Annotated in this window: 12 protein-coding genes; 9 read left to right on the plus strand and 3 right to left on the minus strand. The window is 68.6% G+C overall.

The features are described from left to right. The first annotated feature begins 25 nt into the window (after positions 1–25). Complete coding sequence (locus GobsT_RS20300; RefSeq protein WP_162542144.1) at positions 26–811, plus strand: sugar phosphate isomerase/epimerase family protein; 786 nt, start codon at positions 26–28, stop codon at positions 809–811. On the opposite strand, the gene GobsT_RS20305 is transcribed toward GobsT_RS20300, so the two are convergent. Further along, a complete protein-coding gene (locus GobsT_RS20305) occupies positions 773–1,372 on the minus strand; it encodes a hypothetical protein (protein WP_010039849.1) in 600 nt (199 codons plus the stop codon). The genes GobsT_RS20300 and GobsT_RS20305 overlap by 39 nt on opposite strands. Before the next feature lie 71 nt (positions 1,373–1,443). Then, the gene (locus tag GobsT_RS20310; protein WP_109570970.1) at positions 1,444–5,025 is read right to left on the minus strand and encodes a PVC-type heme-binding CxxCH protein; all 3,582 of its coding nucleotides are present in this window, start codon (positions 5,023–5,025) and stop codon (positions 1,444–1,446) included. A 329-nt stretch (positions 5,026–5,354) separates the two neighbouring features. Here GobsT_RS20310 and GobsT_RS20315 point away from each other — a divergent pair, with 329 nt between their 5' ends. Then, on the plus strand, positions 5,355–6,749 hold the full coding sequence (locus tag GobsT_RS20315; protein ID WP_010038387.1) for a serine/threonine protein kinase: 1,395 nt from the start codon (positions 5,355–5,357) through the stop codon (positions 6,747–6,749). A gap of 146 nt (positions 6,750–6,895) precedes the next feature. On the opposite strand, the gene GobsT_RS20320 is transcribed toward GobsT_RS20315, so the two are convergent. Then, positions 6,896–8,791, minus strand: coding sequence for an aspartate kinase (locus GobsT_RS20320; protein ID WP_010038389.1), 1,896 nt, complete (start codon positions 8,789–8,791; stop codon positions 6,896–6,898). A gap of 604 nt (positions 8,792–9,395) precedes the next feature. Here GobsT_RS20320 and GobsT_RS20325 point away from each other — a divergent pair. The 7 genes from GobsT_RS20325 (at position 9,396) to GobsT_RS20355 (ending at position 26,820) form a co-directional block, all read left to right on the plus strand. Beyond that, positions 9,396–10,673, plus strand: a complete 1,278-nt coding sequence (locus GobsT_RS20325) for an outer membrane protein assembly factor BamB family protein (RefSeq protein ID WP_010038392.1) — start codon at positions 9,396–9,398, stop codon at positions 10,671–10,673. A 186-nt stretch (positions 10,674–10,859) separates the two neighbouring features. Then, positions 10,860–15,626 (plus strand): PAS domain-containing protein, encoded by a 4,767-nt coding sequence (locus tag GobsT_RS40545; protein WP_085948039.1) that lies wholly within the window; start codon positions 10,860–10,862, stop codon positions 15,624–15,626. 15 nt (positions 15,627–15,641) lie between these two features. Then, positions 15,642–17,573, plus strand: a complete 1,932-nt coding sequence (locus GobsT_RS20335) for a hybrid sensor histidine kinase/response regulator (protein WP_010038394.1) — start codon at positions 15,642–15,644, stop codon at positions 17,571–17,573. 151 nt (positions 17,574–17,724) lie between these two features. Beyond that, positions 17,725–20,184, plus strand: coding sequence for a DUF1549 domain-containing protein (locus GobsT_RS20340; RefSeq protein ID WP_010038395.1), 2,460 nt, complete (start codon positions 17,725–17,727; stop codon positions 20,182–20,184). Positions 20,185–20,243: 59 nt separating this feature from the next. Then, entirely contained in the window at positions 20,244–21,605 is a 1,362-nt protein-coding gene (locus GobsT_RS20345) for a DUF1501 domain-containing protein (RefSeq protein ID WP_010038407.1), read from the plus strand. A gap of 49 nt (positions 21,606–21,654) precedes the next feature. Continuing rightward, a complete protein-coding gene (locus GobsT_RS20350; protein ID WP_010038411.1) occupies positions 21,655–23,256 on the plus strand; it encodes a PPC domain-containing protein in 1,602 nt (533 codons plus the stop codon). A 216-nt stretch (positions 23,257–23,472) separates the two neighbouring features. Beyond that, entirely contained in the window at positions 23,473–26,820 is a 3,348-nt protein-coding gene (locus tag GobsT_RS20355) for a WD40 repeat domain-containing serine/threonine protein kinase (RefSeq protein ID WP_109570969.1), read from the plus strand. Positions 26,821–26,884 lie beyond the last annotated feature (64 nt).

Raw genomic sequence — 26,884 nt, forward strand, 5'->3', positions numbered from 1 at the left:
CGCCGACAAGGACATGGTGTGGTTCATGGCGCGCCGACCCGTTGCCCTTCAGCTCTGGACCGTCCGTGACGCGTTCGCCGCGGACGCGGACCGCGCGCTCGCCGCGGTGAAGGCGGCGGGCTTCTCTGCCGTCGAGTTGGCCCGGCTGCCGCCGGGCCTGGCCCTGGCCTCCCTCGCCGAATCCCTCGACCGCCACGGGCTCGCCGTCACTTCGATCCACGGCGACCTGCTCACGTCAGAGACGATCGACTATTGGGCGAGTCTCGCCCGTGCGTGCCGGTGCTCGAAGGTCATCTGGCACGGCTGGCCCCGCGACCCGCGGTTCGACTCCCTCAACGGCGTGAAGGACCTCATCGGTGCCTGCAACGCGGCCGCTACCGTGGCTGGAGACCACGGATTGAAGTTCGGGGTGCACAACCACTGGTGGGAGTTCGAACCGCTCGACGGCGATCGCCCGATCCGGCTGCTGCATGAGGGCCTGCACCCGGACGTGTTCTGGCAGATCGACGTGTACTGGGCGCAGACGGCCGGTTCCGACCCCGCCGCCGTTGTTACGGAGTTGGGGCCACGGGTGCGTTCGCTCCACTGGAAGGACGGCCCGTGTGTCCACGGGCAACCGATGGTCGCCCTGGGCGAAGGTCAGGTCGATGTTCCGCGAACCTTGCGGGCACTGAGCCAACCGACCGACTGGGTCATCGAACTCGACGAATGTGCGACAGACCCGCTGCAAGCCGCAGCACGCAGCCGAGTCTACCTGGAGTCGCTGGCGGGTTCAGAGCCCCAGGGCTGCGCACGGATTGGGGTTGGGTAATTTGAACCTTTTTACCCAGGCCTCAAACCCTTTGGCGTGCTCGGCTATAGTGACCGAGGGGCCGCTCAGGCGCAGGTGGTGCGTTTCGAGCGGCTCACCTTTCGCATCTTTCTCCTCGACGATCACCCAGATCACGCGCCAGTCTTCGAGCAACATCTCTTTCGACTTGGGATCGAACGGCCGCTCCTTGTACTTCCACGTGCCCGTCACGTCGAGCACGTTGACGGTGGCACCTTTGACCTCCCACTTCGCGGTCTTGCTGATGTCGTCCGCGGTCTTGCCTTCGGGCACGGCGAACGTGTTCTTCCACTTGGGAAAGTTCTTGTCGGCACCCGGCAGGCTCTCGTTCATCACCGACAGTTCGGCCTCGGGGTGATCCTTCGCCCCCGGGAGTTTGAACTGGTAGGTGCGAAACCGGTTCGCCGGCTTTTCGCTCTTCCAGCCGGCCGGCGCTGGCGCCGACAGCTTATTGAGTTTGACGACGACAGTTTTTTCGTCGGCGCCCGTCGCGACACCCACCAGAATCAGCGCACCGAGCGCAGTCAAATGAACCAGACGCATTACAGTAGCTCCGATCAAAAGAGACAGAGCGGGAGAGGCAGGGCCGCGCCCGTCGGTGCGGCCCGAGTGGGCTACTTCCGCGGCACGACCTTCACTTCCTCGGCGGAGGTCAGGCTGAAATAGAACCCGTGCGGGTTGTTGCCGTTGGCCACCTTCAGGAGCACGGCGTTCTTACCCTTCGCGAGTTTCACCGCGAACTTGTGCGCTTCTGGTGATGCCGCCTTCGACTCGCGTGAGGTGAACACCTCTTTCCCGTTCAGCCAGAGTTTCGCCCCGTCGTCCGGCCCGAGCAGCACCTCGGCACCCTGCTCCGCCGGCGAGTCCACTTCAACGTACATGTAGGACGCGGAGTTGAGTCCCGCGCGGCCGTGCGTCCCGGCGAGGTCGAAATAGCCCTTCCCGTCTGGCCGGAGCGTCTTCCAACCGATGGACGTGCCCCCCTTCATGGTCCAGGTCGCTTTCGGGTCGAACGCAGCCGCTTCCGGTTCGAAAGCGGTGTCGAGCGCCTTGTTCATGCTCTCCGCCGGAAAGGGACCGGCAACAGCGAAGCTGTCCGGGGTGAGCGCCGCCGTCTTCAGCGTCTCAAGATAGGCAACGAGATCCACCAGTTCCTCTTCGTTGAGCGCGGTGACGATGTCGTCCGGCATCAACGAGTTCTTGAGCTTGCGCACCGCACCGTCGATGTCCGTCTTGGCGATGGTAGTGTCCTTGCCGTTCGCATCGCGAAGGGTGATCGCGTCGGCACTATCGCCCACCAGCAACCCGCTCACGACCACGTCGGCGTTGGTGGTGACGGCGTGGGGGATGTACTGATCGGCGATCGCTTTCGACGGGTTGAGGAGCGATTCATACAGGTTCTCGCGACTGGCCTTCTTGCCGATCATCGAGAGGTCGGGGCCGATCTGCCCGCCGACGCCGCGCACCATGTGGCACTTCGCGCACTGCGCCGTCCCAGTGATGCTCGCGTTCCACACGGCCTTGCCGCGGGCGGCGTCGCCCTGGCGCCGCGCCAAATCGGCCACGGCGGGGAGGTTCTTGGGGTTCAGCTTGGCGGGCGCCGGGAACAGCAGCAGCGCCCGGTTCCGCTCGCCCTGGAACGGCGAGTTGCGGAGCAGTTGCCCCGCTTGTGACACCAGCTCTTTCGGTAACGAGGCCTTCTGGTGCGTGTCGAGGAGCCATTGCGTACCGGACCGGTTGCCAGCGAGAGCGGTAAGGGCGGCCGACTTCAGTTCCGGGGTGCCGCGGTCGCCGGCGTTGATCGCGCGCACCAGCGCATCGAGCGCAACCGCTGTGTGCTTGGATGGCTTCGGCCCGCTGGGAAGCAGTTCGCCGAGCGCCTGCACGCACGCCACCGAAAGCGGGTTCTCCGGGCTACCGATGTCGATCAGCGCGGACACGCTCGTATCGTCCTTGATCTTCCCGAGCGCGCGAACCGCCTCTTTCCGTAGGTCGAGTGAGGTATCCTTATTTTTCGCGATATCGGCCACCGCACTAACGTAATCCGCGGACCCGATTGCCGCCGCCAGTTGCAAGCCCGTGCCCAGCGACTTCGGCTCTGAGAGAAGGGAGCGGACCTGTTCCGTTAGTTCCTTGCTCCCCTGGAGTGCTTTCCATTTGGTGGGAAGGAAGAGCTTTAAACTTTCGACCGCACGGCCCTTCACTTCCGGCACCGCGTCCGACTTCAGCACCGCAAGCATCGCCTGACCCGCGGAAGGGTCGTCATTGGACGCGATGATGTCCACGATGCGCGACTTTTGGGCCGCGGTCAGCTTGCCGTCGCTCAGGAGTTTGCCGAGTCGTGGCAGCACGGACTTGGGCCGCAGTTCCCACACGAGGTCCGCGACCTTGTCGTTCCACTCCGGGAAGTGCTTGTCGAAATCGGCCAGGATCGCATCACGCCGAACCGGATCGGTGCCGCACGCGATGTTGAGAGCGGCACGATAGAAGTGATCTTGGCCGTCGTACTCATGGGCGAGTCGGTAGAAGTGCAGGAGCGCGTGCGGCGCGTCGGCATGTCTCAGTTCAAGTAGAACGTCGCGGCGGACAGCGACGGCCGAGTCGCCGGCTACTCCAACCGCCCCGCGGCGATCCCTTCGATGAGCGGTGGAGGCCGCAAGAGCGCGGTTCATGGCGTTTGCGAAGTCGGCATTGCCGACGGCCGTCTCAACGAGAACGGTAGGGCCGCCGATCGGCTGCACAAAATTCTTGAACATCTGCAGCGGCGTCCCGGTGTAATACAGCGGCCAGAGGAGTCGCGCCCGCACCCGTAGGTCTGGAAACCCCTTCCACAGATCGGTCATAGCTGAGAAAGCATCGATCGCGTCACGCGTCTTCAGGTGCGCAAGTGCCCCATACCGGGTCGCGAGGTTGGGTGAGGAGAACGCCACCAGTACGCCCTCTTTCGCATCGAGCTTCACCTCGGGCACCTTGTACCCCGTGTGGCCCTTCGGGGTGATGCGGTAGATGCGGCCGTCGGTCGGGTCGCCCATCCCGTGCCCGCCGACGCCGCGGTCGTACCAGTCGGCCACGATGATGCTGCCGTCCGGCGCCACGCATACGTCCGACGGGCGGAACCAGTTGTCGCTGCTGGTGAGCAGGATCTCCTTTTCAAGCTCGTACCCGGCCCCCTTCGGCTTGCGATGGAACCACCGCACCTCGCGCGGCCCGGCGTCGCAGTGGAGCAGCGAACCGCGGTACTTCTTGGCGAAGAGGTCGCCTTCGTAGAACGTGATCCCGGTTGGGCTGCCGAACCCGGTTCGGAGCGTCTTGTGGACAATCCCAGGTTGTTCTTCATGCCAGTGCGATTGACCGGGGCCGCGCGGGCCGTACCCGTAGTTCCCGCCGGGCATCACGAAGCAGATGCGCGTCTGCTGGTTGCCGTCGTCGTCGTTGTCGGAGAGCCACACCTCGCCGAAACTGTCCACGCAGGCTTCGTAATTGTTCCGGAAGTTGTGCGCGATGAGTTCCAGGTTGGTGCCGTCTGTGTCGCAGCGCCAGACCGTGCCTTTTTGCACGTCGGTGGTATTGGACACCCACTTCTTGCCCTTACCATCGGCCGATTGCAGACCGGTGACGCCGCTGTCGCCGACCGTGAAGTACAGTTTCCCGTCGGGGCCGATGTTGATGCCGTGGACGCCGTGGTCGTGGTCGAACCCGCCGAACCCGGTGAGAAACTTCTTCGGCGCGCCGTCGGCCTTCAGGTCGCCGTCCTTATCCTCGAACACGAGAATGTCCGGCGACTGACACACGAACACCTTCTGCCCCTTACCGTCCGCATACGGGAGCACGCACACGCCGAGCGGGCCGTAAAGCTCCTCGCCCTGGTAGAACGTGACCGCCTTCGACGCCTTACCTTCGCCCTTCTCGTCCACCAGCACCTGAATGCGGTCGCCCTCCTTGCGAATGATCGGCCGCCCGAAGTTCTTGCGCCGGTAGTTGACGGCCTCAGCGACCCACACCCGCCCTTTGTGGTCCACATCAATGGAGGTGGGGTTGATCAGCATCGGCTCGGCCGCGAACAACTCCACCTGGAAACCATCTGCGACTTTTAGTGCTTTCAGCGCGTCGTCGGGCGAAAGCGGTCCGCCCTTCGGCTGTGCGGACACGGGCGCCCCGAGCAAGAGTAACGCGACGAGACATACGAACCGTGGCATAGGCGAAGCTCCGGAGAGGGACTGGAGGAGTTCGGCAGGGGTCGGCAGGCGGGAGCCAGTCTACCGCAGGCGCCAGCCGATTCCCAGCGCGGCGGCTCGCCGCCGCCGATGTTCCGAGCGGTTGGAACCTCAACGCCCTATCCGCCTCGTATTTTCCCGACATACCGAACATTTCGCGCGCTCCCGTCTACGCCTTAATCTCATTTTTCGTCACTGGCGCGAACGCGCGCCACTACGGATGCGCCGCCCGCGTTGGATTGTGGCGTTTTTTCGACCTAGAGTTGGGCGCCCCAACCCACCCCGCCGGGGAGCCGAGCGAGCGAAATTTCATGATCGGCCGCGTATTCATGGGTCGGTACGAAACGAGGCGGCAGCTCGGCGAGGGCGGCATGGGCAGGGTGTACCTCGCGCGCCAGCTCGATCTGGGCCGAGAGGTGGTCGTCAAGGTCATGCACGAGCAGATCGCCGCCGACCCCAAATTCCGCGACCGCTTCCTGCGCGAAACCCTGCTGATGGCCCGGTTCCAGCACCCCGGCGCCGTCACCCTCTATGATGCCACGCTCGACGACCCGCTCGGGCCGTGCATCATCATGGAGTACGTTAAGGGTGTGAACCTCGAGTCGCTGCTGCTCAAAAACAAGCGCATGAGCGCCCCGCGCGTGGGGCGGATCATCGGTGAGTTGTGCGAGGTCCTCCAGGCGGCCCATGACGAGGGCATCATCCACCGCGATCTGAAGCCCGCGAACCTCATGGTGGTCGACGCCGACACCCCGCGCGAGCGCATCAAGGTCATGGACTTCGGTCTTGCGAAGCTGATCGAGGGCGAGCCGACCACCCGCAAGGTGACCGACACGAACGTCGATTTCGCGGTCGGCACCCCCGGCTACATCTGCCCCGAGCAGGTGCGCGGCGAGGAAATGGACCACCGCGGCGACCTGTACAGCGTCGGCGTCATGATGTACGAGCTGCTCACCGGTCGGCTCCCGTTCAACGGGCCGACCAGCATGGACATCCTGCTGGCCCACGCCACCGAGTACGCCCCCACGTTCGCCGAACTCGGGCTGACGGGGTGGGTGCCGACGGAAATCGAAGAGCTGGTGTTCGACACCCTCGCGAAGGACCCCGACGACCGCCCCCAGGCGGCCCGGGAACTCGCCGAGCGGTTCGACACCGCGCTGAACCGCGCGCAGGTGAAAGCGGAGGCCCGGAGTTCGGTCCCGCCGCAATCGCACAGCGGGCTGCGGGCGCCGGCGTCGCACTCCGGGCTGACCTTCCCTCCCCAGTCCGCATCGGTCGTAGCGACCCCGCCGCCGGCGTCCGCGCTCACCCAGACGGGCACGTCGCGGGACAACGCCGCGCTCCCATTTCACATGGAAGCGTGGATGCCGGAAAGCATCGCGATCATGAAGCTCCGCGGGTTCGTTCACGACGCCGGCGGCGAGGTGGTCGAGAGCGTCCCGGGTCTGATCAAGGTGCGCCTCGGCGGGCGCAAGACGCCCACCGGCGGCCCGCTCTCGTGGCTCGGGCTGCGCCGCTCCGCCAGCCCCATCGACGTCGAACTCCACCTCCACCACCTGGACCCGACCAAGGACAACAGCCTCACGGTCCACGTTCTGTTCCGCCCGTCGCACCCGGCGCTGCTCACCGACCGCAACTGGCGCCAGCGCTGCACGCAGGTGTTCATCGAGCTGCGCTCGTACCTCATGGGCCGCGCGCCGGATTGAACCCGGCTCGCCATGTGAACCGGGGTTATCTCGCTCTCGGAACCGAGAGCGAATCGTGTCCCAGTCGGTGGATGATTCCTGTCGGATTTTCATTAGCGCGGGCGCCTTTCACGGACCGAGCCCCGGCGGACCGTGCAGCTCCGGCCTCACCCCAGTTTGAATGCCTCGGTCAGGCACGCGAGCGCCTCCTCGCCGCGCGCGCGCTCCACCACCACCCCGACGCACACCTCACTGGTGTTGATCATCGCGATGTTGATGCCCTTCGCGGCCAGCGCGCCGAACATCGTCTTCGCCACCCCGGTGTGGGTACGCATCCCGACCCCGAGCACGAACAGCACCGAGATGTCGCCGTCGCCGACCACCCGGCACCCGGGGTCGATCTCGCGCACCACGTCCTGCGTGCGCTTCAGGGCGCGGGTCAGGTCCGCGCGCGGCACGGTGAACGACAGCTCCGCCTTCGCCGGGCCGCTCTGGTTCTGGACGATCATGTCCACCAGGATGCCGCCGGTCGCGACCGCGTTGAACACCTTCGAGCAGTTCCCGGGTTGGTCCGGCAGGTCGTAAATGGTGATGCGGCTCTGCTCGTTGTTGAGTTGCACGCCGCTCACGAGCACGTCTTCCATCCCGGCGAGCCGGGCGATGGCCGCCTCGCGCTCGGTCTTCGCGGGCAGCACGAGCGGGACGAGCCGCGGCTTAAATTCGCCGTGCGCTGCCGGCTGCGCCCCCGCGCCTTTGCGCGGCTGCGCCAGCGCGAACGCCGCGTGGACCGCCCGCAAGGCCCGGCGCCCGCGGACCGCCTTCTTGCTCTCCAAGTGCGCCTTCTTGATCGGCTCGGCCGGCCCCGGTTCGATCACCGCCGACTCGGCCGCGCCGTCCTCCTCCACCAGCACGCTGATCTTGATGTCGCCGGTGGTGATCATCTTGAGGTTCACGCCCTCGGCCGCCAGCGCCTGAAACATGCGCTCGGCGACGCCCGAAATCGCCCGCATCCCGGCCCCCACCACCGACACCTTGCTCACCTTGCCGGTCTCGTTGAGCGTCGCCCCGAGTTCGCCCACGATCGGCCCCAGGATCTTCTTCGTGCGGTCCAGTTCGGTGTTCAGCACGGTGAACCCGATGGTCGCCTTGCCCCCGATCCCGACGCTCTGTGCGATCATGTCCACCGCGATGTTGGCGTCCGCCAGCGCGGCGAAGATGCGGTGGCTCACCCCCGGCCGGTCGGGCACGCCTTCGAGCAGCAGGCGCGACTCGTCGGCCGCCAGAGCGACCCCGCAGGCCGGGATCTCGCTCATCCACGGCGCCTCGGGCATGATCCAGGTCCCGACGGCGTCGGACTTCGCGTTCCGCACCATCAGCGGCACGTCGAACTTCTTCGCGAACTCGATGGACCGCGAGTGCATCACCCCGGCGCCCATGCTGGCCATCTCCAGCATCTCGTCGTAGCTGATGGCGTCCATCTTGCGGGCGTCGGGCACGATCCGCGGGTCGGTGGTGTACACGCCGTCCACGTCGGTGTAGATCTCGCACTCCACCTCGTAACCCGCGAGCTTGACCGCCGCCGCCACCGCCACGGCGGTGGTGTCGCTGCCGCCGCGGCCCAGGGTGGAGATGTCGCCCTGCTCGTCGATCCCCTGGAACCCGGCCAGCACGACAATGTGCCCGCTGTCGAGCGCCTCGCAGAGCCGCTGCGTGTCGATCTTCTTGATGCGGGCTTTGCGGTGGGTGCTGTCCGTGACGATGCCCACCTGCGGGCCGGTGAAGCTGACCGCCCGCTCGCCGAGTTCCTGAATCGCCATCGCGGTGAGGGCGATGCTGATCTGCTCCCCCGTGGCGAGCAGCATGTCCATTTCGCGGGCCGACGGCTCGGAGGTGATCTCCGCGGCCTTCGCGATCAGGTCGTCGGTGGTGCTGCCCTGCGCGGACACCACCACAATCACGCTGTTGCCAGCGTGTTTGGCCCGGATCGCCTTGCGCGCCGCTTCCATCACGCTCTCGGCGTCCTTAACACTCGAACCGCCGAACTTCTGAACCACGACGCCCACGGTACGCCCCCACTCGGTTGAGCTTGAACTTCACGGGCTGTTGTATACCACTCTGGCAGGCCGGGCGCCGCTTGCATTCGGCTTCGCACAACGCCCCGTTCCAACCTCAATTTCCGTCTCGCGGCACTTCCAATACGTCCGAATCGTGGTCCACGAAACGAATCGGAACCGCGATCCCGTGTCCGACGCGACGCTCCTCAAGCCACGCCAATCAGCCTTAACTAAATTCAGCACAAAATTTTACACCACATCACTCGAACGCCGCCGGGGCCGACCTCGGCTCGTTCCGGCGGGGCAAACTGGGGCTCGGAGGGCGTGATTCGGTGGTAGCGATCACCCAGCGAATCGCCAGTCCGTGACCAGTTCTCGCACCAGCAGGTGTCCCGTCGCAGGCCTGTCGGAGTCCACCAGTCGGCACTGTAACCCCCGTTACAGCGCCGGGAAGCGGGCACGCGCCCGGCGCGAACGGTCCAGACCGAGGCCGCATCGCCAACCGCCCTCCAACGTTTGCGGGTCTTGAACGCGGGCGCGTTGCGGTGCCGGGCCGATTTCGGTACCCTCTTTCCAAGCCTGCCACAAACTCCCGCGCCGAGGTATCCCCACCGTGAATCACAGACTCCTCCTTTCCGCATTCGTCGCCGCTGCGTGTGCGGCGGGTGCCAGCGCCGACAACTGGCCCCAGTGGCGCGGGCTGAAGAACGACGGCCGCTCCACCGAGACGAACCTGCCGACCGAATGGGGCGCCGACAAGAACGTCGTGTGGAAGCTGCCGATGCCCGGTATGGGCGCCAGCACACCCGTCGTGTGGGGCAACCAGATCTTCCTCACGTCCGTCGCGGGCGACGACATCGTCCTGCTCTGCGCCGGCACCGACGGTAAAGAGAAGTGGCGGCGGCCGGTCTCCTCGACGGGGGCGACCCGGTACAAGAACCCGTCCGGGGCCGACGCGTCGGACGCGTCCGCCTCCTGCTCGACAGATGGCAAGCACGTGTGGGCGTTCGCCGGCAACGGCTCGCTCGCCTGCTTCACCACCGACGGTAAGGAGGTGTGGAAAGAGGACCTCCAGAAATACGGCAAGTTCCGCATTCAGTTCGGCATTCACTGGACCCCTGTGCTGTACAAAGACAAGTTGTACTTGCAAGTGATGCACCGCGGCGCGCAACTCGTCGTCGCGCTCGACGCCGCAACGGGTAAAGAAGTTTGGAAAAAGGACCGCCCGGGTTACAGCAAGGGCGAGAGCCCCGATGTGTACGCGTCCGCCTGCATCTGGGAGGGCGAGGGGGGGCCGCTCCTGATCGCGCACGGCAACGACTTTTGCACCGCGCACAATCTCGACGACGGATCGGAGGTGTGGCGCGTCACCGGGCTGAACCCGAACGCCAGCGGCGCGTGGCGGTTCGTGTCCAACCCGCTGGTCACCCCGGACCTGATCGTGGTTCCGTCCTGCAAGGACGGCCCGACGGTGGGGATCAACCCCGTGGGTGCGAAGGGTGAAATCACCCCGGACAACAAGGCGGAACTGTGGCGGGTCCCGGCGAGCGCCAACTTCCGCACGCCGGACGTGGTGGCCCCGGTGCGGATCGACGACATCGTGTACATCACCGGGCACGGCCCGTTCTGGGCGCTGGATGCCAAAACCGGCAAGGTCCTTTACAGGGAGAACTTGTCGAAGGGGTCGCACTGGGCCAACCTGGTGGCGGGCGACGGCAAGGTGTACGTCACGTCGCAGGAAGGGGTTACAGACGTGGTCGCGGCCGGCAAGGACTTCAAGAAGCTGGCGACCAACGCCCTGCCGGACAAGATCTTCGCCGGTCCGGCGATCGCCGACGGGCGGATCTACTTCCGCGGGTACGGACACCTCTGGGCGATTGGAACCAAGTAGTCCCCGTTACGAAAACGCTCCCAGCAGAATCGTGCGTTCGCCGACACGACGGTACGAAAGCCGCCGGCCTCGCACGTTTCTGTTCCATGAGCCCACGGCTCGACTGCTACAATAACCCCATTCGCACCTGCAGCGCACGAACCCGCCGGTGTCGTGTAAGCCGGGTCATCGCGGTTTTAAGTCTCAATGTCCACCGTTGTCCACGCTCCGGAAGACGTGTCGTGCCGGGTCGTGGGCGGCGTGCTCGCTCACATCCGGCGCCGGGGGCGCCCGACCGAACCGCTCACTCGCGGGCTCAGCCGAACGCTCAGCGACCTGCTCGACCCGGCCGGCATGATTTCGTGGGATGAGTTCCTGGCGTTCGTCCGAAACTGTTCGGCCGAATTGACTTCCGAACGGGCCGCGGAGTTAGGTGCGGCGCTCGGCGACTCGCCCTACCTGCGTCCGCTACTGCTGACCGCCGGGCGGCGGGCGAACCCGGCCCGTTACTACGAGTGGCTCGCCGAACCGCGGGACGGGGCCGCGAAGCACCTGTTCCCGTGCCTCGACGCACACCTGACGAGAATCGGGGAGCGCGAGCTCCTTCTCACGATCACCCCGCGCACGGGCCGCAAGCGCCCGCCGGACCAGTTTTGGGATGTCGTCGGGCGGGCGCTCGGCGCGCTGCCGCTCTATTTCGGACTGGCGGCGGCCCGAGTGGAGCGGGAGCCCTCGGAAACGGGCGCGGCGTTCCGGATCGGCCTTCCCCGGCGCCGCCCGTTCCGGTTCGCGCTCACCTGGCTCGCGTCCTGGCTCCGCGGGGACGCCCCCGGCGACGCCCGCGCCGTTCTGGCCCTGGCCCACGAGCGGGCCAAGCGGCACCGGGCCGAGTCCGCGCTGATGCACGCCCGGCGGCGGTTCGATCAGGTCGCCGATGTGGTGCCCGGGGTGGTGTTCCAGTACGTCCAGCCCTCCGGCGGAACCGAACGGTTCGCGTTCGTGAGCGCCGGGGTCCGTGACCTGATCGGGGCCAAACCGGCCGAGGTCGAGGCCGACCCGCAACGCCTCTGGGGGGCGGTCCACCCGGACGACCGGTCGGCGATACCGGCGTCCTTCGCCGTCGCCCAGAAGGCCGGTTCGCCGTGGGCCGCGGAGTTCCGCGTCGCCGCCCGGGACGGGGCCGTGAAGTGGGTCCGCGGGCGCGCGGTTCCGGCGCCGGCCGAAGGCACCGGTGGGGTCGTGTGGAACGGGCTCCTGACCGACGTGACGGCCGAGAAGCGGGTCGAGGAGCAGGTGCGGGCGCAGGCCGCGCGGCTGGAAGCGCTGACGACCAACGCTCACGTTCACATCATCGAACTGGACCGCGCCGGGGTCGTTCAGTACGTGACCCGCACGTCGGCCGGGCGCGCACCGTCGGATGTGCTGGGGCGCCGGCTCATCGACTTCCTGGTCGAAGCGGACCGCGGTCCGATCGCGAAGGCCACGGCCACCGTGTTCGAAACCGGCCGCGCGGTCACCGCCCTGCACTTTACGGCCCCGGACGGCCGCGGCGAGCCGCGCACCTACACCGGGACCCTCTCGCCCGTCCCGGTGCGAGCCGGCGCTCCGGTCGAGCGGGTCGCGCTGGCCGCGTTCGACGTGACGGACCGCAAGCGCGCCGAGGACGAGCGGCGGCGCATCTCCGAGGAGTACACGAACCTGTTCGAGCGGGCCGTGATCGGCGTGTTCCGGTCCACCCGCGCGGGCCGGTACCTGGCGGCGAACGCGGCCCTCGCTCGCCTCTTCGGGTACGCCTCGGCCGCGGACCTCATCGCCGGCGTGACCGACATCAGCGCCCAGTTGTACGCGGACCCGCGGGACCGGGCCGAGTTCCTCCGGCGGCTGAGCGCGAGCGGCGAGGTGTCCGGCTTCGAGTGCGAGGGGCGGCGCCGGGACGGGACCCCGATCTGGGTTCGGTTGGACGCGCGGGCGGTGAGCGGCCCGGACGGGGCCGTTTGTTACCTCGAAGGGTTCGTTCAAGATGTCACCGACCGGAAGCGGGCCGAGGACGCCCTGCGGCAAAACGAAGAGCGGCTCCGGCAGGCGGCGCGGCTGACCGGGTTCGGGGTGTTCGACCACGACCACCGGACCGGGAGCCTGTACTGGTCCCCGCGGGCGTGCGAGATCCACGACTGGCCGACGGACCGGGAGCCGGACCTGGGCGTCGTCACGGAGCGGGTACACCCGGACGACCGGGAGGCGCTGGTCGGGGCGGTCGCCCGGGCCCACGACCCGGCCGGGAACGGAATGTTCTCGTGCGAGTACCGGATCGTTCGCCCCGACGGCCGGGTGCGCTGGGTCCGGGGCAGCGCGCAGACCACGTTCGCCGGAACCGGGGCGGGCCGCCGACCGGACCGCACCATCGGGGCCGTTTTGGACGTGACCGAGGCCCACGAGGCGGAGGACGCGCTGCGGGCCAGCGAGGAGCGGCTCCGGCTCGCGCTGGCGGCGGCCCGGATGGGCACGTTCGACTGGGACCTGCGGGCCGGCCGGGGGGTGTGGTCGGACACGCACTACGAGTTGCTCGGGTACCCGCCTGGTGACCGCTTCCCCGTGCGGTTCCACCACTTCATGGACCGGCTGCACCCGGACGACCGGGGCCACGTCGAGACCCTGATGCGGGCGGCACAGGAGGCCCGCCGCCCGTTCACGAGCGAGGCCCGGGTGGCGCTCCCGGACGGGTCGGTGCGGTGGGTGCTCGGGAGCGGCGAGTTCCGGTACGCCGCGGACGGGACCGCGGTCCGGATGGTGGGCACCGCGCTCGACATCACCGACCGGAAGCGGGCCGAGGACGCGCTCCGGGAGAGCGAGGAGCGGTTCCGCAACATGGCCGACCACGCCCCGGTCATGGTGTGGGTGACTGAGGCCGACGGGCGGTGTTCGTTCCTGAGTCAGTCGTGGTACGAGTTCACCGGGCAGGCGCGCGGCGCGGGGCACGGGTTCGGCTGGCTCGACGCCGTCCACCCGGACGACCGCGGGGGGGTGGAGCGGGCGTTCCTGGCGGCCAACGCGACCGGCGCGCGGTTCGCCGCCGATTACCGGCTGCGGGACCGGGGCGGCGCGTACCGGTGGGTGCTCGACTCGGCCGCGCCGCGGCGCGGGGCGGGCGGCGCGTTACTCGGGTACATCGGCTCGGTGCTCGACATCACCGACCGGAAGCGGGCCGAGGACGCGCTCCGGGAGAGCGAGCGCCGGCTGACCCTGGCCATCAGCGCCACTAGCGATGCCGTGTGGGAGCGGAACTACCGAACGGGCGAGTCGTACTACAGCCCCCGGTGGTACGAGATGCTCGGCCGCGAGCCGGTGCCGATGACCCGGGAGCTGTGGGAGGAGCTGTGCCACCCCGACGATTTCGCCCCCGCGCTCGCGAGCATCCGGAGCGCCCTCGCCTCCCCCGGCTCCAGCGGGTACGCGGTCGAGTTCCGGATGCGGCACGCGGACGGCTCGTGGGTGTGGGTGCTGAGCCGGGGCGCGGTGGTCGAGCGGACCCCGGACGGGGCGCCGCTGCTGCTGAGCGGCACCAACACCGACGTCACCGCCCGCAAGCGGGCCGAGGCCGAGCGGGACGAGCTGCTGGCCCGGCTCCAGCTCCACATCGAGCGGCTGCCGCTGGCCTACGTGCTGTACGACGCGGAGCTGCGGTACGCCGACTGGAACCCGGCCGCCGAAGCGATCTTCGGGTACACCCGCGACGAGATCCTCGGCCGCCCCCTCATGGACCTGGTGCCGCCCGACGCCCGCGCCCACGTGGCCGCGGTCCGCGACCGGCTGCTCGCCGGGGACGTGGCCGCGCGGAGCGTCAACCGCAACGTGACCCGGTCCGGCGCGGTCATCCTGTGCGAGTGGTACAACACCCCGCTGCGCCGCCCCGACGGCACCTTCCTCGGCATCCTGTCGATGGCGCAGGACGTGACCGAGCAGGCGCTGACCCAGGAAGCCTTGCGGCTCAAGGAGCAGTCGCTGCGGCTCGCCCTGGACGCCGGCCGCATGGGCACCTGGGAGTGGGAGCTGGACCCGCCCCGGCTCACCTGGGACGAGCGCGAGCGGTCCCTGTTCGGGTTCGCCCCGGGCGAGTTCGACGGCCGGCTGGAGACCTTCCTGTCCCGGGTCCACCCGGAGGACCGGGCCGGCGTCCAACAGGCGCTCGCCGGCGCGCGGGCCGGCGCGGACGTCGACATCGAGTTCCGGATCTGCCGGCCCGACGCCGGCGAGCGCTGGGTCCGCGGCACCGGCGCGCCGGTGCCCGGGGCCGGCGACCGGCCGGCCCGGCTCGCCGGCGTCAGCTACGACATCACGGCCCGCAAGCGGGCCGACGAGCGGACGCTCGCGTCGCTCCGCGAGAAGGAGGCGATGCTCAAGGAGATCCACCACCGGGTGAAGAACAACCTGCAAGTGGTCTCCAGTTTGCTGCACCTGCAGGCGGCCCGGGTCACCCACCCGGCCGCCGCGGCGGTGCTCGCGGAGAGCCAGAACCGGGTCCGCGCGATGGCCCTCGTCCACGAGGCCCTGTACCGGTCCGACGACCTGGCCCGCGTGAACCCCGGGCGGTACTTCGGGGAGCTGTGCTCGTACCTGTTCCGCGTGTACGGGGTGGACGCGGCCCGGGTGCGGCTCGAGCTGGACATCGACCCGGACCCGCTGCCGCTGGACAAGACCATCCCGTGCGGGCTGATCGTCAACGAGGTGGTGTCGAACGCGCTCAAGTACGCGTTCCCGGACGGGCGCGGCGGCACCGTCCGTGTGGCCCTCCGCACGGCGGGCGGCCGGTTCGCGCTGGCCCTGTCGGACGACGGGGCGGGGCTGCCGCCCGACTTCGCGGCCGACCGCGCCCCGTCCCTGGGGCTGCGGCTGGTCGGCATCCTGACCGAGCAGTTGGGCGGGCACCTGTCCGTCGAGCGGTCCGGGGGGACCGCGTTCCTGATCTCCTTCGCGTAACGCCCCGGGTCACTCATGCCCCACCGGATACTGATTGTCGAAGACGAGCGCATCCCCGCGGCGGACCTGGAGCTGCGGCTCACCGCCCTCGGGTACGAGGTCGTCGGGTCGGTCGCCACCGGCGCCGACGCGCTGCGACTCGCCGGCGAGCGGGCGCCCGACCTGGTCCTCATGGACATCCGGCTGCGGGGCGACCTCGACGGGATCGCCGCCGCCGACCGGCTCCGCGCCGAGCACTTCGTCCCGGTCGTGTTCCTGACCGCCCACTCGGACGACGAGACCCTGAGCCGGGCGCGGGTGGTCGAGCCGTACGGGTACCTGCTCAAGCCGTTCCAGGAGCGGGAGCTGCGGACCGTCATCGAGATGGCCCTGTACAAGCACGCGGCCGAGCGCCGGCTGCGGGCCAGCGAGCGCCGGTACGCGACCACGCTCGCCAGCATCGGCGACGGGGTCATCGCGACCGACCGGACCGGCGCGGTCACGTTCCTCAACCCGGTGGCCGAGCGGCTCACCGGGTGGCCGCTGGCGGAGGCCGCCGGGCGCGCGCTCCGCGACGTGTTCGTGATCTGCAACGAGGGCACCCGGCTGCCGGTCGAGAACCCCGTCGACCGGGTGCTGCGCGAGGGCCGGGTGGTGGGGCTGGCGAACCACACGGTGCTCACCGCGCGCACCGGGGGCGAGTGCCCGATCGACGACTGCGCCGCCCCGATCCTCGACGACCGCGGGGCGGTGGACGGCGCGGTGCTGGTGTTCCGCGACATCACCGCCCGGCGCCGGCAGGAGGACGAGAAGGCCCGGCTCGACGAGAAGCTGCGCGAGGGCACCAAGCTGGAGGCGATCGGGCGGCTGGCGGGCGGGGTGGCGCACGACTTCAACAACCTGCTCACCGTCATCAACGGGTACGCGGACCTGCTCCTGGCCGGGCTCACCGAGCGGGGGCCGCTGTGGGAGCCGCTGGCGGCGATCCAGGACGCCGGGGAGCGGGCCGCGCGGCTCACCCAGCAGTTGCTCGCGTTCAGCCGCCGGTCGATGGTCGAGCCGAAGGTGCTGGACCTGAACGCGGTGGTCACACACATCGGCAAGCTGCTGCGGCGGCTGATCGGCGAGGACATCGCCCTGGCGCTCGCGCTGGACCCGCACCTGGCGCCGGTGACCGCGGACCTGGGGCAGATCGAGCAGGTGATCATCAACCTCGCGGTGAACGCCCGGGACGCGATGCCGGGGGGCGGGCGGCTGACGCTGGAAACCCGCAACGTGGAGGTGCGCGCGGCCGACACGGCGGCGCAGCCGGACCTGCGCCCCGGGCGGTACGTGCGGTTCACCGTGGCCGACACGGGGGCCGGGGTCCCCGAGGACGTGCGCCCGCACATCTTCGAGCCGTTCTTCACCACCAAAGGGGTGGGCAAGGGCACCGGGCTGGGGCTCGCAGTGGTTCACGGCGTGGTGAAGCAGGCGGGCGGGCACATCGCGTTGGAGTGCCCCCCCGGGGCGGGCACCGCGTTCGTCATGCTGTTCCCCGCGGGCACCTCCCGGGACGCGCCCGCCCCCGCTCCCGCCCCGGTCCCGACCGGCGGGAGCGAAACGATCCTGCTGGTCGAGGACGAGGACCCGGTGCGCAACATCGCCCGCCTCGCGCTGGACGTGCAGGGGTACACGGTGCTGAGCGCCGGCGGCGCGGCAGAGGCCCTGAAAGTGGCCGCGGCGCACCCGGGCCGCATCGACCTGCTGGTGACCGACGTGGTGATGCCGAACGCGGGCGGCCGGGAACTCGGCGACGCGCTCCGGGCGGTCCGCCCGGACGTGAAGATCCTGTTCATGAGCGGGTACACCGACGAAGCGGTGGTGCCGGACGGGGCGTTCGGATCGGGCGAGGCGTTCATCCAGAAGCCGTTCTCGCCGATCGGGCTGGCCCGCAAGGTGCGAGCGGTACTCGACGCACACGCCTAGCGCCCGAACGCCTCGCCGTTTGCGGAGCCGGGTCGGTGCGCGAATCGTGCGCGCCAGAATATCGAGGTTTCACTGGCGTCGGCCGCGGCGCCCGGGTATGCTTCATTTCCTTCCCGCCGCCAGCGCCTACCTTCCGCCCTCGCTCCGAACCATGCGGTCTCTCGTCCTCACTCTCGCGGTGCTCCCGTTCGTTTGCGCGGCACAAGCCCGCGCTGCCGACGGGCTGAGCGTGTTCCCGTCCGCAGTGACGCTCGACGGCACCGCCGCCCGACAACAACTGGTTGTCACGGAAACGAGCGGCACAACGCTCGCGGACCGCACCGGCGAGGCCGGCTACCGTAGCAGCGCGCCCGGGGTGGTCGTGGTCAGCGCGGGCGGGCTCGTTACCCCGGTCGGCGATGGCAACGCGGTCGTTACCGTCACCGCGCGCGGGGTGAGCGCAAAAGTTCCGGTGAAGGTCCGGAACGCCGGCGCGGCCGCGCCCGTGACCTTCGAGCGTGACGTACAACCGATCCTCACCCGGTACGGGTGCAACGCCGGCCCCTGTCACGGTAAAGCCCGCGGCCAGAACGGGTTCCAGCTCTCGCTGCTGGCCTACGACAACGACTTCGATTTTCAGGCGATCACCGCCGAGGCCCGCGGCCGGCGGGTGTTCCCGGCGAACCCGGCGTTCAGCCTGCTGTTGCGCAAAGCGACCGGGCAGGCGCCGCACGGCGGCGGTAAAAAACTCATCGAGAGCAGTCCGGAGTACCGCGCACTCGCAACGTGGATCGCCAACGGCACGCCGCGCACGCCGGCCAACGCGCCGCGACTCGAAAAGGTCACGGTGTTCCCCGAGAGCCGGCTCCTCGCGCTGAAGGCGCCCCAGCAACTCGCGGTCACCGCACACTATTCCGATGGCAGCACCCAGGACGTGACGAACCTCGCCCAGTTCTCGTCGAGCGAGAGCGTGTACGCCGCGGTCAGTGCGGCGGGCGAGGTCCGCGCCGGCCCGATCCCGGGCGAGGCGGCGGTCATGGCCCGGTTCGCCGAGAAATTCGCGGTGTGCCGCGTACTCATCCCGCTCCCGACCGGCGTCGATGCCGCGGTGTATGAGAGGCTACCGCGAAACAACTTCATCGACGGCTTGGTGTGGAAGAAGCTCCAACAGTTGAACATCACCCCGTCGGCTCTCGCGACCGACGCACAGTTCCACCGTCGGGCCTATCTCGACGTGATCGGGCGGCTCCCCACGCCCGATGAAACGCGCGCGTTCCTGGCCGACCAGGAACCGAAGAAGCGCGAACGGCTCCTCGACGCACTGCTAGAGCGGCCCGAGTACGCCGACTTCTGGGCCAACAAGTGGACCGACCTGTTGCGCCCGAACCCGTACCACACGGGCATGAAGGCGACGTACAACTTCGACCAGTGGATTCGCAAGAGCTTCCGCGAGAACAAGCCCTACGACCAGTTCGTGCGCGAGATCATCACCGCGAACGGGAGCACGTTCACGAACGGGGCCGCCGTCTTCTACCGGAACCGCCGCGAGCCGGACGAGTTGACCACGATGGTGAGCCAGTTGTTCCTGGGGGTGCGGCTCGACTGCGCGAAGTGCCACCACCACCCGTTCGAGGTGTGGGGGCAGGACGACTTTTACAGCTTCGCGGCGTTCTTCGGGCGGATCGGGCGCAGCGGGGTCGGCATCTCGGCGCCGATCAGCGGCAGCGAAGAAGCGGTGTTCCTCGGGAGCGGAACGGGCCGGCGCGGCGGCAGCACCGTCAGGCACCCGCTGACCGGCAAGGAGATGACGCCGACGCCCCTGCTGGGCAAACCGCTCGACCTGTCCCCGGACCGCGACCCCCGCGAGGCGCTGGCGGAGTGGGTGACCGCGCCCGAGAACCCGTTCTTCGCGAAGGTGATCGCGAACCGCGTTTGGGCCGACCTGATGGGCCGCGGGATCGTCGACCCGGTGGACGACCTGCGGGCCACCAACCCGGCGAGCAACCCCGAACTGCTCGAAGCGCTCGCGACGAACTTTCGCAAGAACAAGTGCGACCTGAAATCGCTCGTCCGCACCATTTGCCTGAGCCACGCGTACCAGCTCTCCACGACGCCCAACGACCGCAACGCGAGCGACCTGCGCAACTACTCGCGCCACTACCGGCAGCGGTTGCGGGCCGAGGTGCTGCTCGACATGGTGAGCGACGTGACCGGGGTGCCGGAGCGGTTCGAGGCGATGCCGACCGGGTCGCGGGCGGTCGAGGTCTGGACCGCCCGCTCGCAGTCGGTGTTCCTGGACAGCTTCGGGCGCCCGGACCCGAACCAGGACCCGCCGTGCGAGCGCACCGCCGACACGACCGTGGTTCAGGCGCTGCACCTGATGAACAGCCCAAACCTGTACCGCAAGGTCACGAGCGACGAGGGCCGCTGCGCCGAACTGGCGAAGGGCAAGAAGACGCCCGGTGAGATCGCCGACGAGTTGTACCTGCTCGCGTACAGTCGCCTGCCAACAGAAAGCGAGCGCACGAAGGCCGTGAAGCGGTTCGAGAAGCCCGGCGCAACCCGACGCAGCGCGACCGAAGACCTGCTCTGGGCACTCATCAACACGCCGGAGTTCGTGTTCAACGATTGAACGCGACACCATGCCTTGCGATCACGGCCCGTTAGTTTGGCGGCTCTCCCGAACACCGAATGCGTGAGGTTCTTTCCGTGCCCACCAACACCAACTGCGCCGGGTTCTCCCGCCGCGACAGCCTGCAACTCGGCCTCGGCGCGCTCCTCGGGGGCGGGTTGCTCACCGCGTTCCGCGCGCGGGGCTTCGCGGCCGAAGCGGTCAACGCGCCCGCGGCCCGGGCGAAGTCTTGCATCCTCATCTGGATGGACGGCGGGCCGACGCACTTCGAGACGTTCGACCCCAAGCCGGACGCCCCCGAGGAATACCGCGGCGAGTTCAAGGCCATCCCGACAGCCGTGCCCGGGGTCCACTTCTCCGAGCACATGACCCGGCTCGCCAAAGGGCTGAGCAAGTTCGCGATGATCCGCTCGATCCGCCACGAGCAGGGCAACCACGGGGCCGGCAATCACTACATGATGACCGGCGCGCCGCCGCGCATCCCCGTCGGGTGCGGCGCGTTCGTTAGCTTCCACCCCAGCATGGGGTCGGTGGTCGCGCACGAGAAGCCCGCCAGCGGGGGACTGCCGGCGTACTTCTCGCTCCCCTCCATGACGCGGTCCGGCGGGCCGAACTTCCTCGGCGCGAAGTACGCCCCGTTCGTGGTCGCCGAGGACCCGAGCGGCCGTAACTTCAAAGTTCGTGACGTGGCCCTCCCCGAAGGGCTCACCGGCGAGCGGTTCGACGACCGCACCGGCGTCCGCAGCGACGTGGACAGCCTGAAGCGGTTCATGGACAAGGCCGCGGGCGACCCGGCGCTGGCGCTCGACGAGCACTACAAGCAGGCCTACGACCTGATGAACTCGAAGCCCGCGCAGGCGGCGTTCGACATCGCCCGCGAGCCGACAAAGGTGCGCGACACTTACGGCCGCAACGGGTTCGGCCAGCGCCTGCTCCTGGCCCGGCGGTTGGTCGAGGCCGGGGTGCCGTTCGTCACCGTCAACGACGGCGGCTGGGACCACCACTCCGACCTGTTCGGCGCGCTCCGGAAGCGGCTCCCGAGCTGGGACCAGTCGGTTTCGGCCCTCATCACCGACCTCGAAGAGCGCGGGATGCTCGACAGCACGCTCGTGATCGCCCTGGGCGAGTTCGGGCGGACGCCGAAGATCTCCACCCTCCAGGGACAAACCAAGCCCGGCCGCGACCACTGGGCCAACGCGATGAGCGTCCTGTTCGCGGGCGGCGGCACCCCGGGCGGCACGGTCGTCGGCGCCACTGACCGCAAGGGGTTCGCGGCGGTCGAGCGGGTGCTCGCGCCCGAAAACTTCGTATCGACCGTTTACACCAAACTCGGGATCGACCCGAACAAGATCCTATACAACCCAAACGGCCGCCCGGCCCACCTCGTCAGCGACCCGACGCCGATCAAAGAGCTGATGTGAGAGACTAAGAATATTCACCGCAGAGGGCGCAAAGGGCGCAGAGAGAAACATGAGCGCAAGTACCATCCGGAGTTTTCAGCTCTCTGCTTTCTCTCTCTTTGTCCTTTGCACTCTCTGCGGTGAAAAGCTCTTCTCGGCGCCGCCGGCAATCACGTACCTCTCTCCCGCCGGTGCGCAGCAAGGCACAACGGTCGAAGTCACCGCCGCGGGTCTCACCGAGCCGACCGCACGGGTCTGGGTCAGCGGAAAGGGCGTCTCGGCCGAAAACGTGAAGGGCAAGCTGAAAATCACCGTCGCGAAGGACGCTGTACCGGACGTGTACTGGCTGCGCGCGCACAGCGCCGAAGGGGCGAGCGGGTTGCGGCCGTTCATCGTGGGTGTGCTGCCCGAGGTAACGGAGAAAGAACCCAACGACGAGTTCAAGAAGGCGCAACTCATTGAAGCCACGTCCGTCGTTGTGAACGGGAAACTGGAAAAGAGCGGCGACGTGGACTGCTTCGCGGTGCGGCTCAAGAAGGGGCAAACGTTGGTCGCGTCGCTCGACGCGCACAACGCCCTGCGGTCACCGGTCGATGCGATGATGCAGGTGCTTTCGGCCGACGGGTTCGTTCTTGACGAGAACAACGACTTCCACGGCCTCGATCCGCAAATCGCTTTCACGGCGAAGAAGGACGGGGTTCACGTCGTTCGCGTGTACGCGTTCCCAGCAACGCCGGACTCCACCATCCGTTACTTCGGTTCCGACGCGAGCGTGTACCGACTCACACTCACCACCGGACCGTTCGCCGATCACACCACGCCGCTCGCGGTGCAAAACGGCACAGCAGCGGTTGAAACCGAAGGGTGGAACCTGTCCCCTGAAACGCGCAAGTTCGCGCTGACTTATGGTTTGCCAGACAGCCCGTTCGCACTCGCAGCGGGACGAGCGAACGCAGTCCGCGTGCGCGTCGAACCGCACCCGACTTTCGGGCCGAAGACCAGCGAACCGCTGAAGCCGCCCTTCTCCGTCACCGACCGCATCGAAAAGGCCGGCACGGACGTCAGTTTCATCATGAACGCGAAGAAGGGCCAGTCGCTCACGATTCAGGTGGAGAGCCGAACCGTTGGCCTCGCGGTCAACCCGGTCGTGCGCGTGCTGGACGCGGACAAGAAACAACTCGCTCGCGCCGAGCCACCGAAGATCAACGCCGACACCGCGCTCGCCTTTAACGCACCCGCGGACGGCGCGTACACCGTCACCGTCGGTGACCAGTACGCGGGCAGCGGCCCGCGCCACGCCTTCCTGCTCCGTGTTCTGTCGGAGCCGGATTACGACCTGACCGTTCCCGCCGATCACTTCACCGTCGCGCCCGGTACGCCCACAACGATTGCGGTGAAGGTGAACCGCAAGCTCGGGTTCACGAAACCGGTTGAAGTGAGCGCGCAGGGGCTACCGCCGGGTGTGAAGGTCACGATCGTACAACCCGCAAAACCCGATCCCAACACCGTGACACTTTCCCTCAGCGCGAACGAACCTCTCTCGGTGCCGTTCCGGTTGATCGGCACGGTGAAAGATCTGCCGTCGCTCACGCGGTACACGCGGTTCACAGCGCCAGAATTCGACGAACCTTTGGCTGATCTGTGGCTCACAGTCACCGCGCCGAAAAAGTGACGCAACGGTCGCGTGCGCTGGTCACGCGACCGTTGCGGCGGCTGACAGAGCGCCGGCCAGTTTTTGCGCCCCAGTTTTCCGGTCCGGGCAGAACATTCACGCCTTATTCAACTCGCACACAAAATTCCCTTCGGGTCTGAATCGAGTGAGTTGCATTTGGTTCACGGTGTCACATCTTTTGCACGAGGATCACGTCGACCGCCCGGAGGAGCTTCAGTGCGCACGCCCGCCTCGCTGCCCCACCCGCCCGAGCGCACCGTCCCCCTCGTGATCGCACGCGACGAGCCGACCGACGGCACACCGAAATCGCACCGCGTCGCAGCCGTCCCCCTTCCGCCGGAACCGCCCGCGAGCGGGCACCCGCGGGTGCGGGGGTACGACATCCTGTCGGTCGTGGGCATCGGCGGCATGGGCATCGTTTACGAGGCCCGGCACCGCGAGCTGAACCGCCGGGTCGCGATCAAGATGCTCCGGGGCGAGTCGCTGGCGCCGGAGTTCCGCGAACGGTTCCGGGTCGAGGCCGAGACCATCGCGAAGCTGCAGCACCCCAACGTGATCCAGGTGTTCGAGGTGGGCACCGTCGAGCCGGTCGCCGGCGAGTTGTACCCGAGCCCGTTCATCGCGCTGGAGTTCGTGGACGGGGGGAGCCTGGCGGGCAAAACGCGCGCCCCACAGGTGCCGGGCTACGCGGCGCGCGTGGTGGCGACGCTGGCACGAACCGTTCACGCGGCCCACCTGCTCGGGGTGATTCACCGCGACCTGAAACCGTCGAACGTGCTGCTCGGGCACAACGGCGAGCCGAAAATCGCCGACTTCGGGATCGCCAAGCAGATCGCCCCCGCCTCCGGCCCGCAGCCGCGCACCCAGACCGGGGTCGTGCTCGGCACCCCCGAGTACATGTCGCCGGAGCAGCTCGAGGGCGAGACGGCGCCGGCGGCGGACATCTACGCCCTCGGCGTGATCCTGTACCAACTGCTCACCGGTGTGGTGCCGTTCAAGGGGGCCACGTTCGCCGACACCCTGCGGCTGGCACTGCACCAAGAGCCGATCCCGCCGCGCCGACTCCAGCCGGCGGTCCCGCGGGACCTCGAGACCGTCTGTCTGAAGTGCCTGGAGAAGCAGCCCGGGAAGCGGTACCCGACGGCCGCGGCGCTAGCCGACGACCTGGAGCGGTGGCTCGACGGGCGGCCGATCCAGGCGCGGCGGCTCGGGCCGCTGGGGCGCACGGCCCGGTGGGGGCGGCGGAGCCCGGCACTCGCCGCGTTGTCGGCGGTGACGACACTGGTCGCGGTCGCGGCCCTGGCCGGAGTCATGTGGAGCTGGGACGACGCCCGGTGGAGCGAGAAGCAGGCCCGGGATCACATGGCGGTCGCCCGCGCGAACGAGTTGTGGGCGGCCGAGAACGAAGCGCGCGCGAAAGCGGAAGCGGCCAAGAACCTCGACGCCGCCGCCAAGGAGCGCTGGGAGCGGTACCGTGTCAGCCTGATGGCCGCGTCCAGCGGGCTGCGGCTGCACGACGTGCGGACGGCCCGCTGGGCGCTGGACGAGGCCCCGCCCGACCACCGCGACTGGGTGTGGAACCTCCTCGCGGCCCAGCTCGACCGCTCGCGGCACGTGCTCGGCGGCCCCGACGCCCCGATATGTTACACCCAGTTCAGCGCCAGCGGGCGCTGGCTGGTGGCCACGGACCCGGCCCGCAAGCTGACCGTGTGGGACCTCACAACCCGCGAACGGTGGGGACCGTTCCCCGGCCCCGCCGCGCCGCGCCACGCGCTGGTCGCGGACAGCGGCGCGACGGTCGCGTACGCGACCGACGACCACGGCATCGCCCTACTCGACCCGCGCACCGGGCGGGTGCGGGTGATGCGCGGGCACACCGCCGAGATCCGCGTCATCCAGTTCATCGCGAACGGGCGCGAACTGGTCACCGGCTCGGACGACCACACCGCGCGCGTCTGGAACGTCGAGAGCGGGCGGGAGACGCACCGGCTGCGGGTGCCCGACGGGACCGCACTGCCGCTGGTGTTCAGCCCGGACGGTGAGGTGGCCGGGGCGCGCTGGGCGAACGCCGACCCGCCGACCTTCTGGGGTGTGCGCACCGGCCGGCCGGTGGGCCGGATCGACCCGCGCGCCGAGCCCATGTTCGAATACCGCTTCAGCCCGGACGGTAAGCGGATCGTGTCGAGCGGCTGGCACCCGCAGACCGCGATGGACGTGTGGGAGGTGTCCACCGGGCGGCGGGTGGCGCGGCTGGAGGGGCACGAGAACCAGGTGAGCAACACGGCGTTCAGCCCGGACGGACGGCTGCTCGCGTCGTGCTCGATGGACCGCACCGTGCGCGTCTGGGACATCGGCCCCGACGCGCGCGGTGAGAAGCGGGAGGCCGTCCATGTGCTCGAAGGGCACACCGGCTGGATCCAGCGGGTCGCGTTCAACCCGGACGGCACCCGGCTGCTCTCGGCGTCCGACGACCGCACGCTGAGGTACTGGGACGTTAAGCGAGGCAAACTCGTGGCGGTGCTCCGGGGCCACTCGTCGGAGGTGGACTGCGGCGCGTTCCACATTGACCCGGGCACGGGCACGGCGCTGATCGCGTCGCACGCCCGCGACGACACGGTGCGGTTATGGGACGTGTGGTCGGCCGAGAACGATTACGCGCTGCGCGGGCACGGGTCCTACGTGTACAGCGCTACGTTCTTCCCGGACGGGGACCGGATCGCGTCGGCCGGGTGGGACGACACCGCGCGCGTGTGGGACGCGCGTACCGGTAAAGAAGTGCTGAAGCTGGAGCACGGGAACATCGGCATTGTGTCGTCGGTCGCGGTACACCCGGGAGGCCAACTGATCGCGACGCTGGGCCGAAAACACAACGATCCGAACGCGGTGGGCGGGGTGCGGCTCTGGGACGCCGGCACCGGCAAGCTGCTGCACGTGTGGCCGCTGTCGAACGCCGACTTCCGCGACAGCCGGGTCACGTTCAGCCCCGACGGAACGCTGCTCGCGGCCGGCACCCCGGACGGTCGGGTGCGGCTCTGGGACGTGGCCACGCGCCGCGCGGCGGCCGTTCTGGAGGGGCACACCTTCGCGGTCTGTGACGTGGCGTTCAGCCCGGACGGCAAACGGCTCGCATCGGCCGGGCACCACCGCGATGGTTCGGTGCGGGTCTGGGACGTGGCGACCGGCAAGCCCCTGGCGGTCCTCAAGCCGGGCACGGACTTTCGCGACGGCGTACTCGCGCTCGCGTGGCACCCGAACGGGAAGTTACTCGCGGCGGGCTCGTCGGACGGCTCGGTGCGGCTCTGGGAGCCCGCGACCGAAAAACTGCTCGGCGAGTTGAAGCACGGGAGCGATGTGTACGGGCTGGCGTTCACCCCGGACGGCAAGTTGCTCGCGACCGGCGCCGCGGACAACCTCATTCGCCTGTGGCACGTGGACACGCACCGCGAGATCGCCGAGCTGAGCGGGCACAAGATGTACGTTCACTCCGTCGCGTTCGACCGCACCGGCACCCGGCTGGTGTCGGCGTCGGGCGACAAGACGGTGCGGGTGTGGGACACGGAGTAAGTAGTACCGCACCCGCCCCAAACGAACCAACTGATTGAACATCTGATTTAGAACTTCATGTTTC

Source organism: Gemmata obscuriglobus (assembly GCF_008065095.1).
Classification (GTDB): Bacteria; Planctomycetota; Planctomycetia; order Gemmatales; family Gemmataceae; genus Gemmata; species Gemmata obscuriglobus.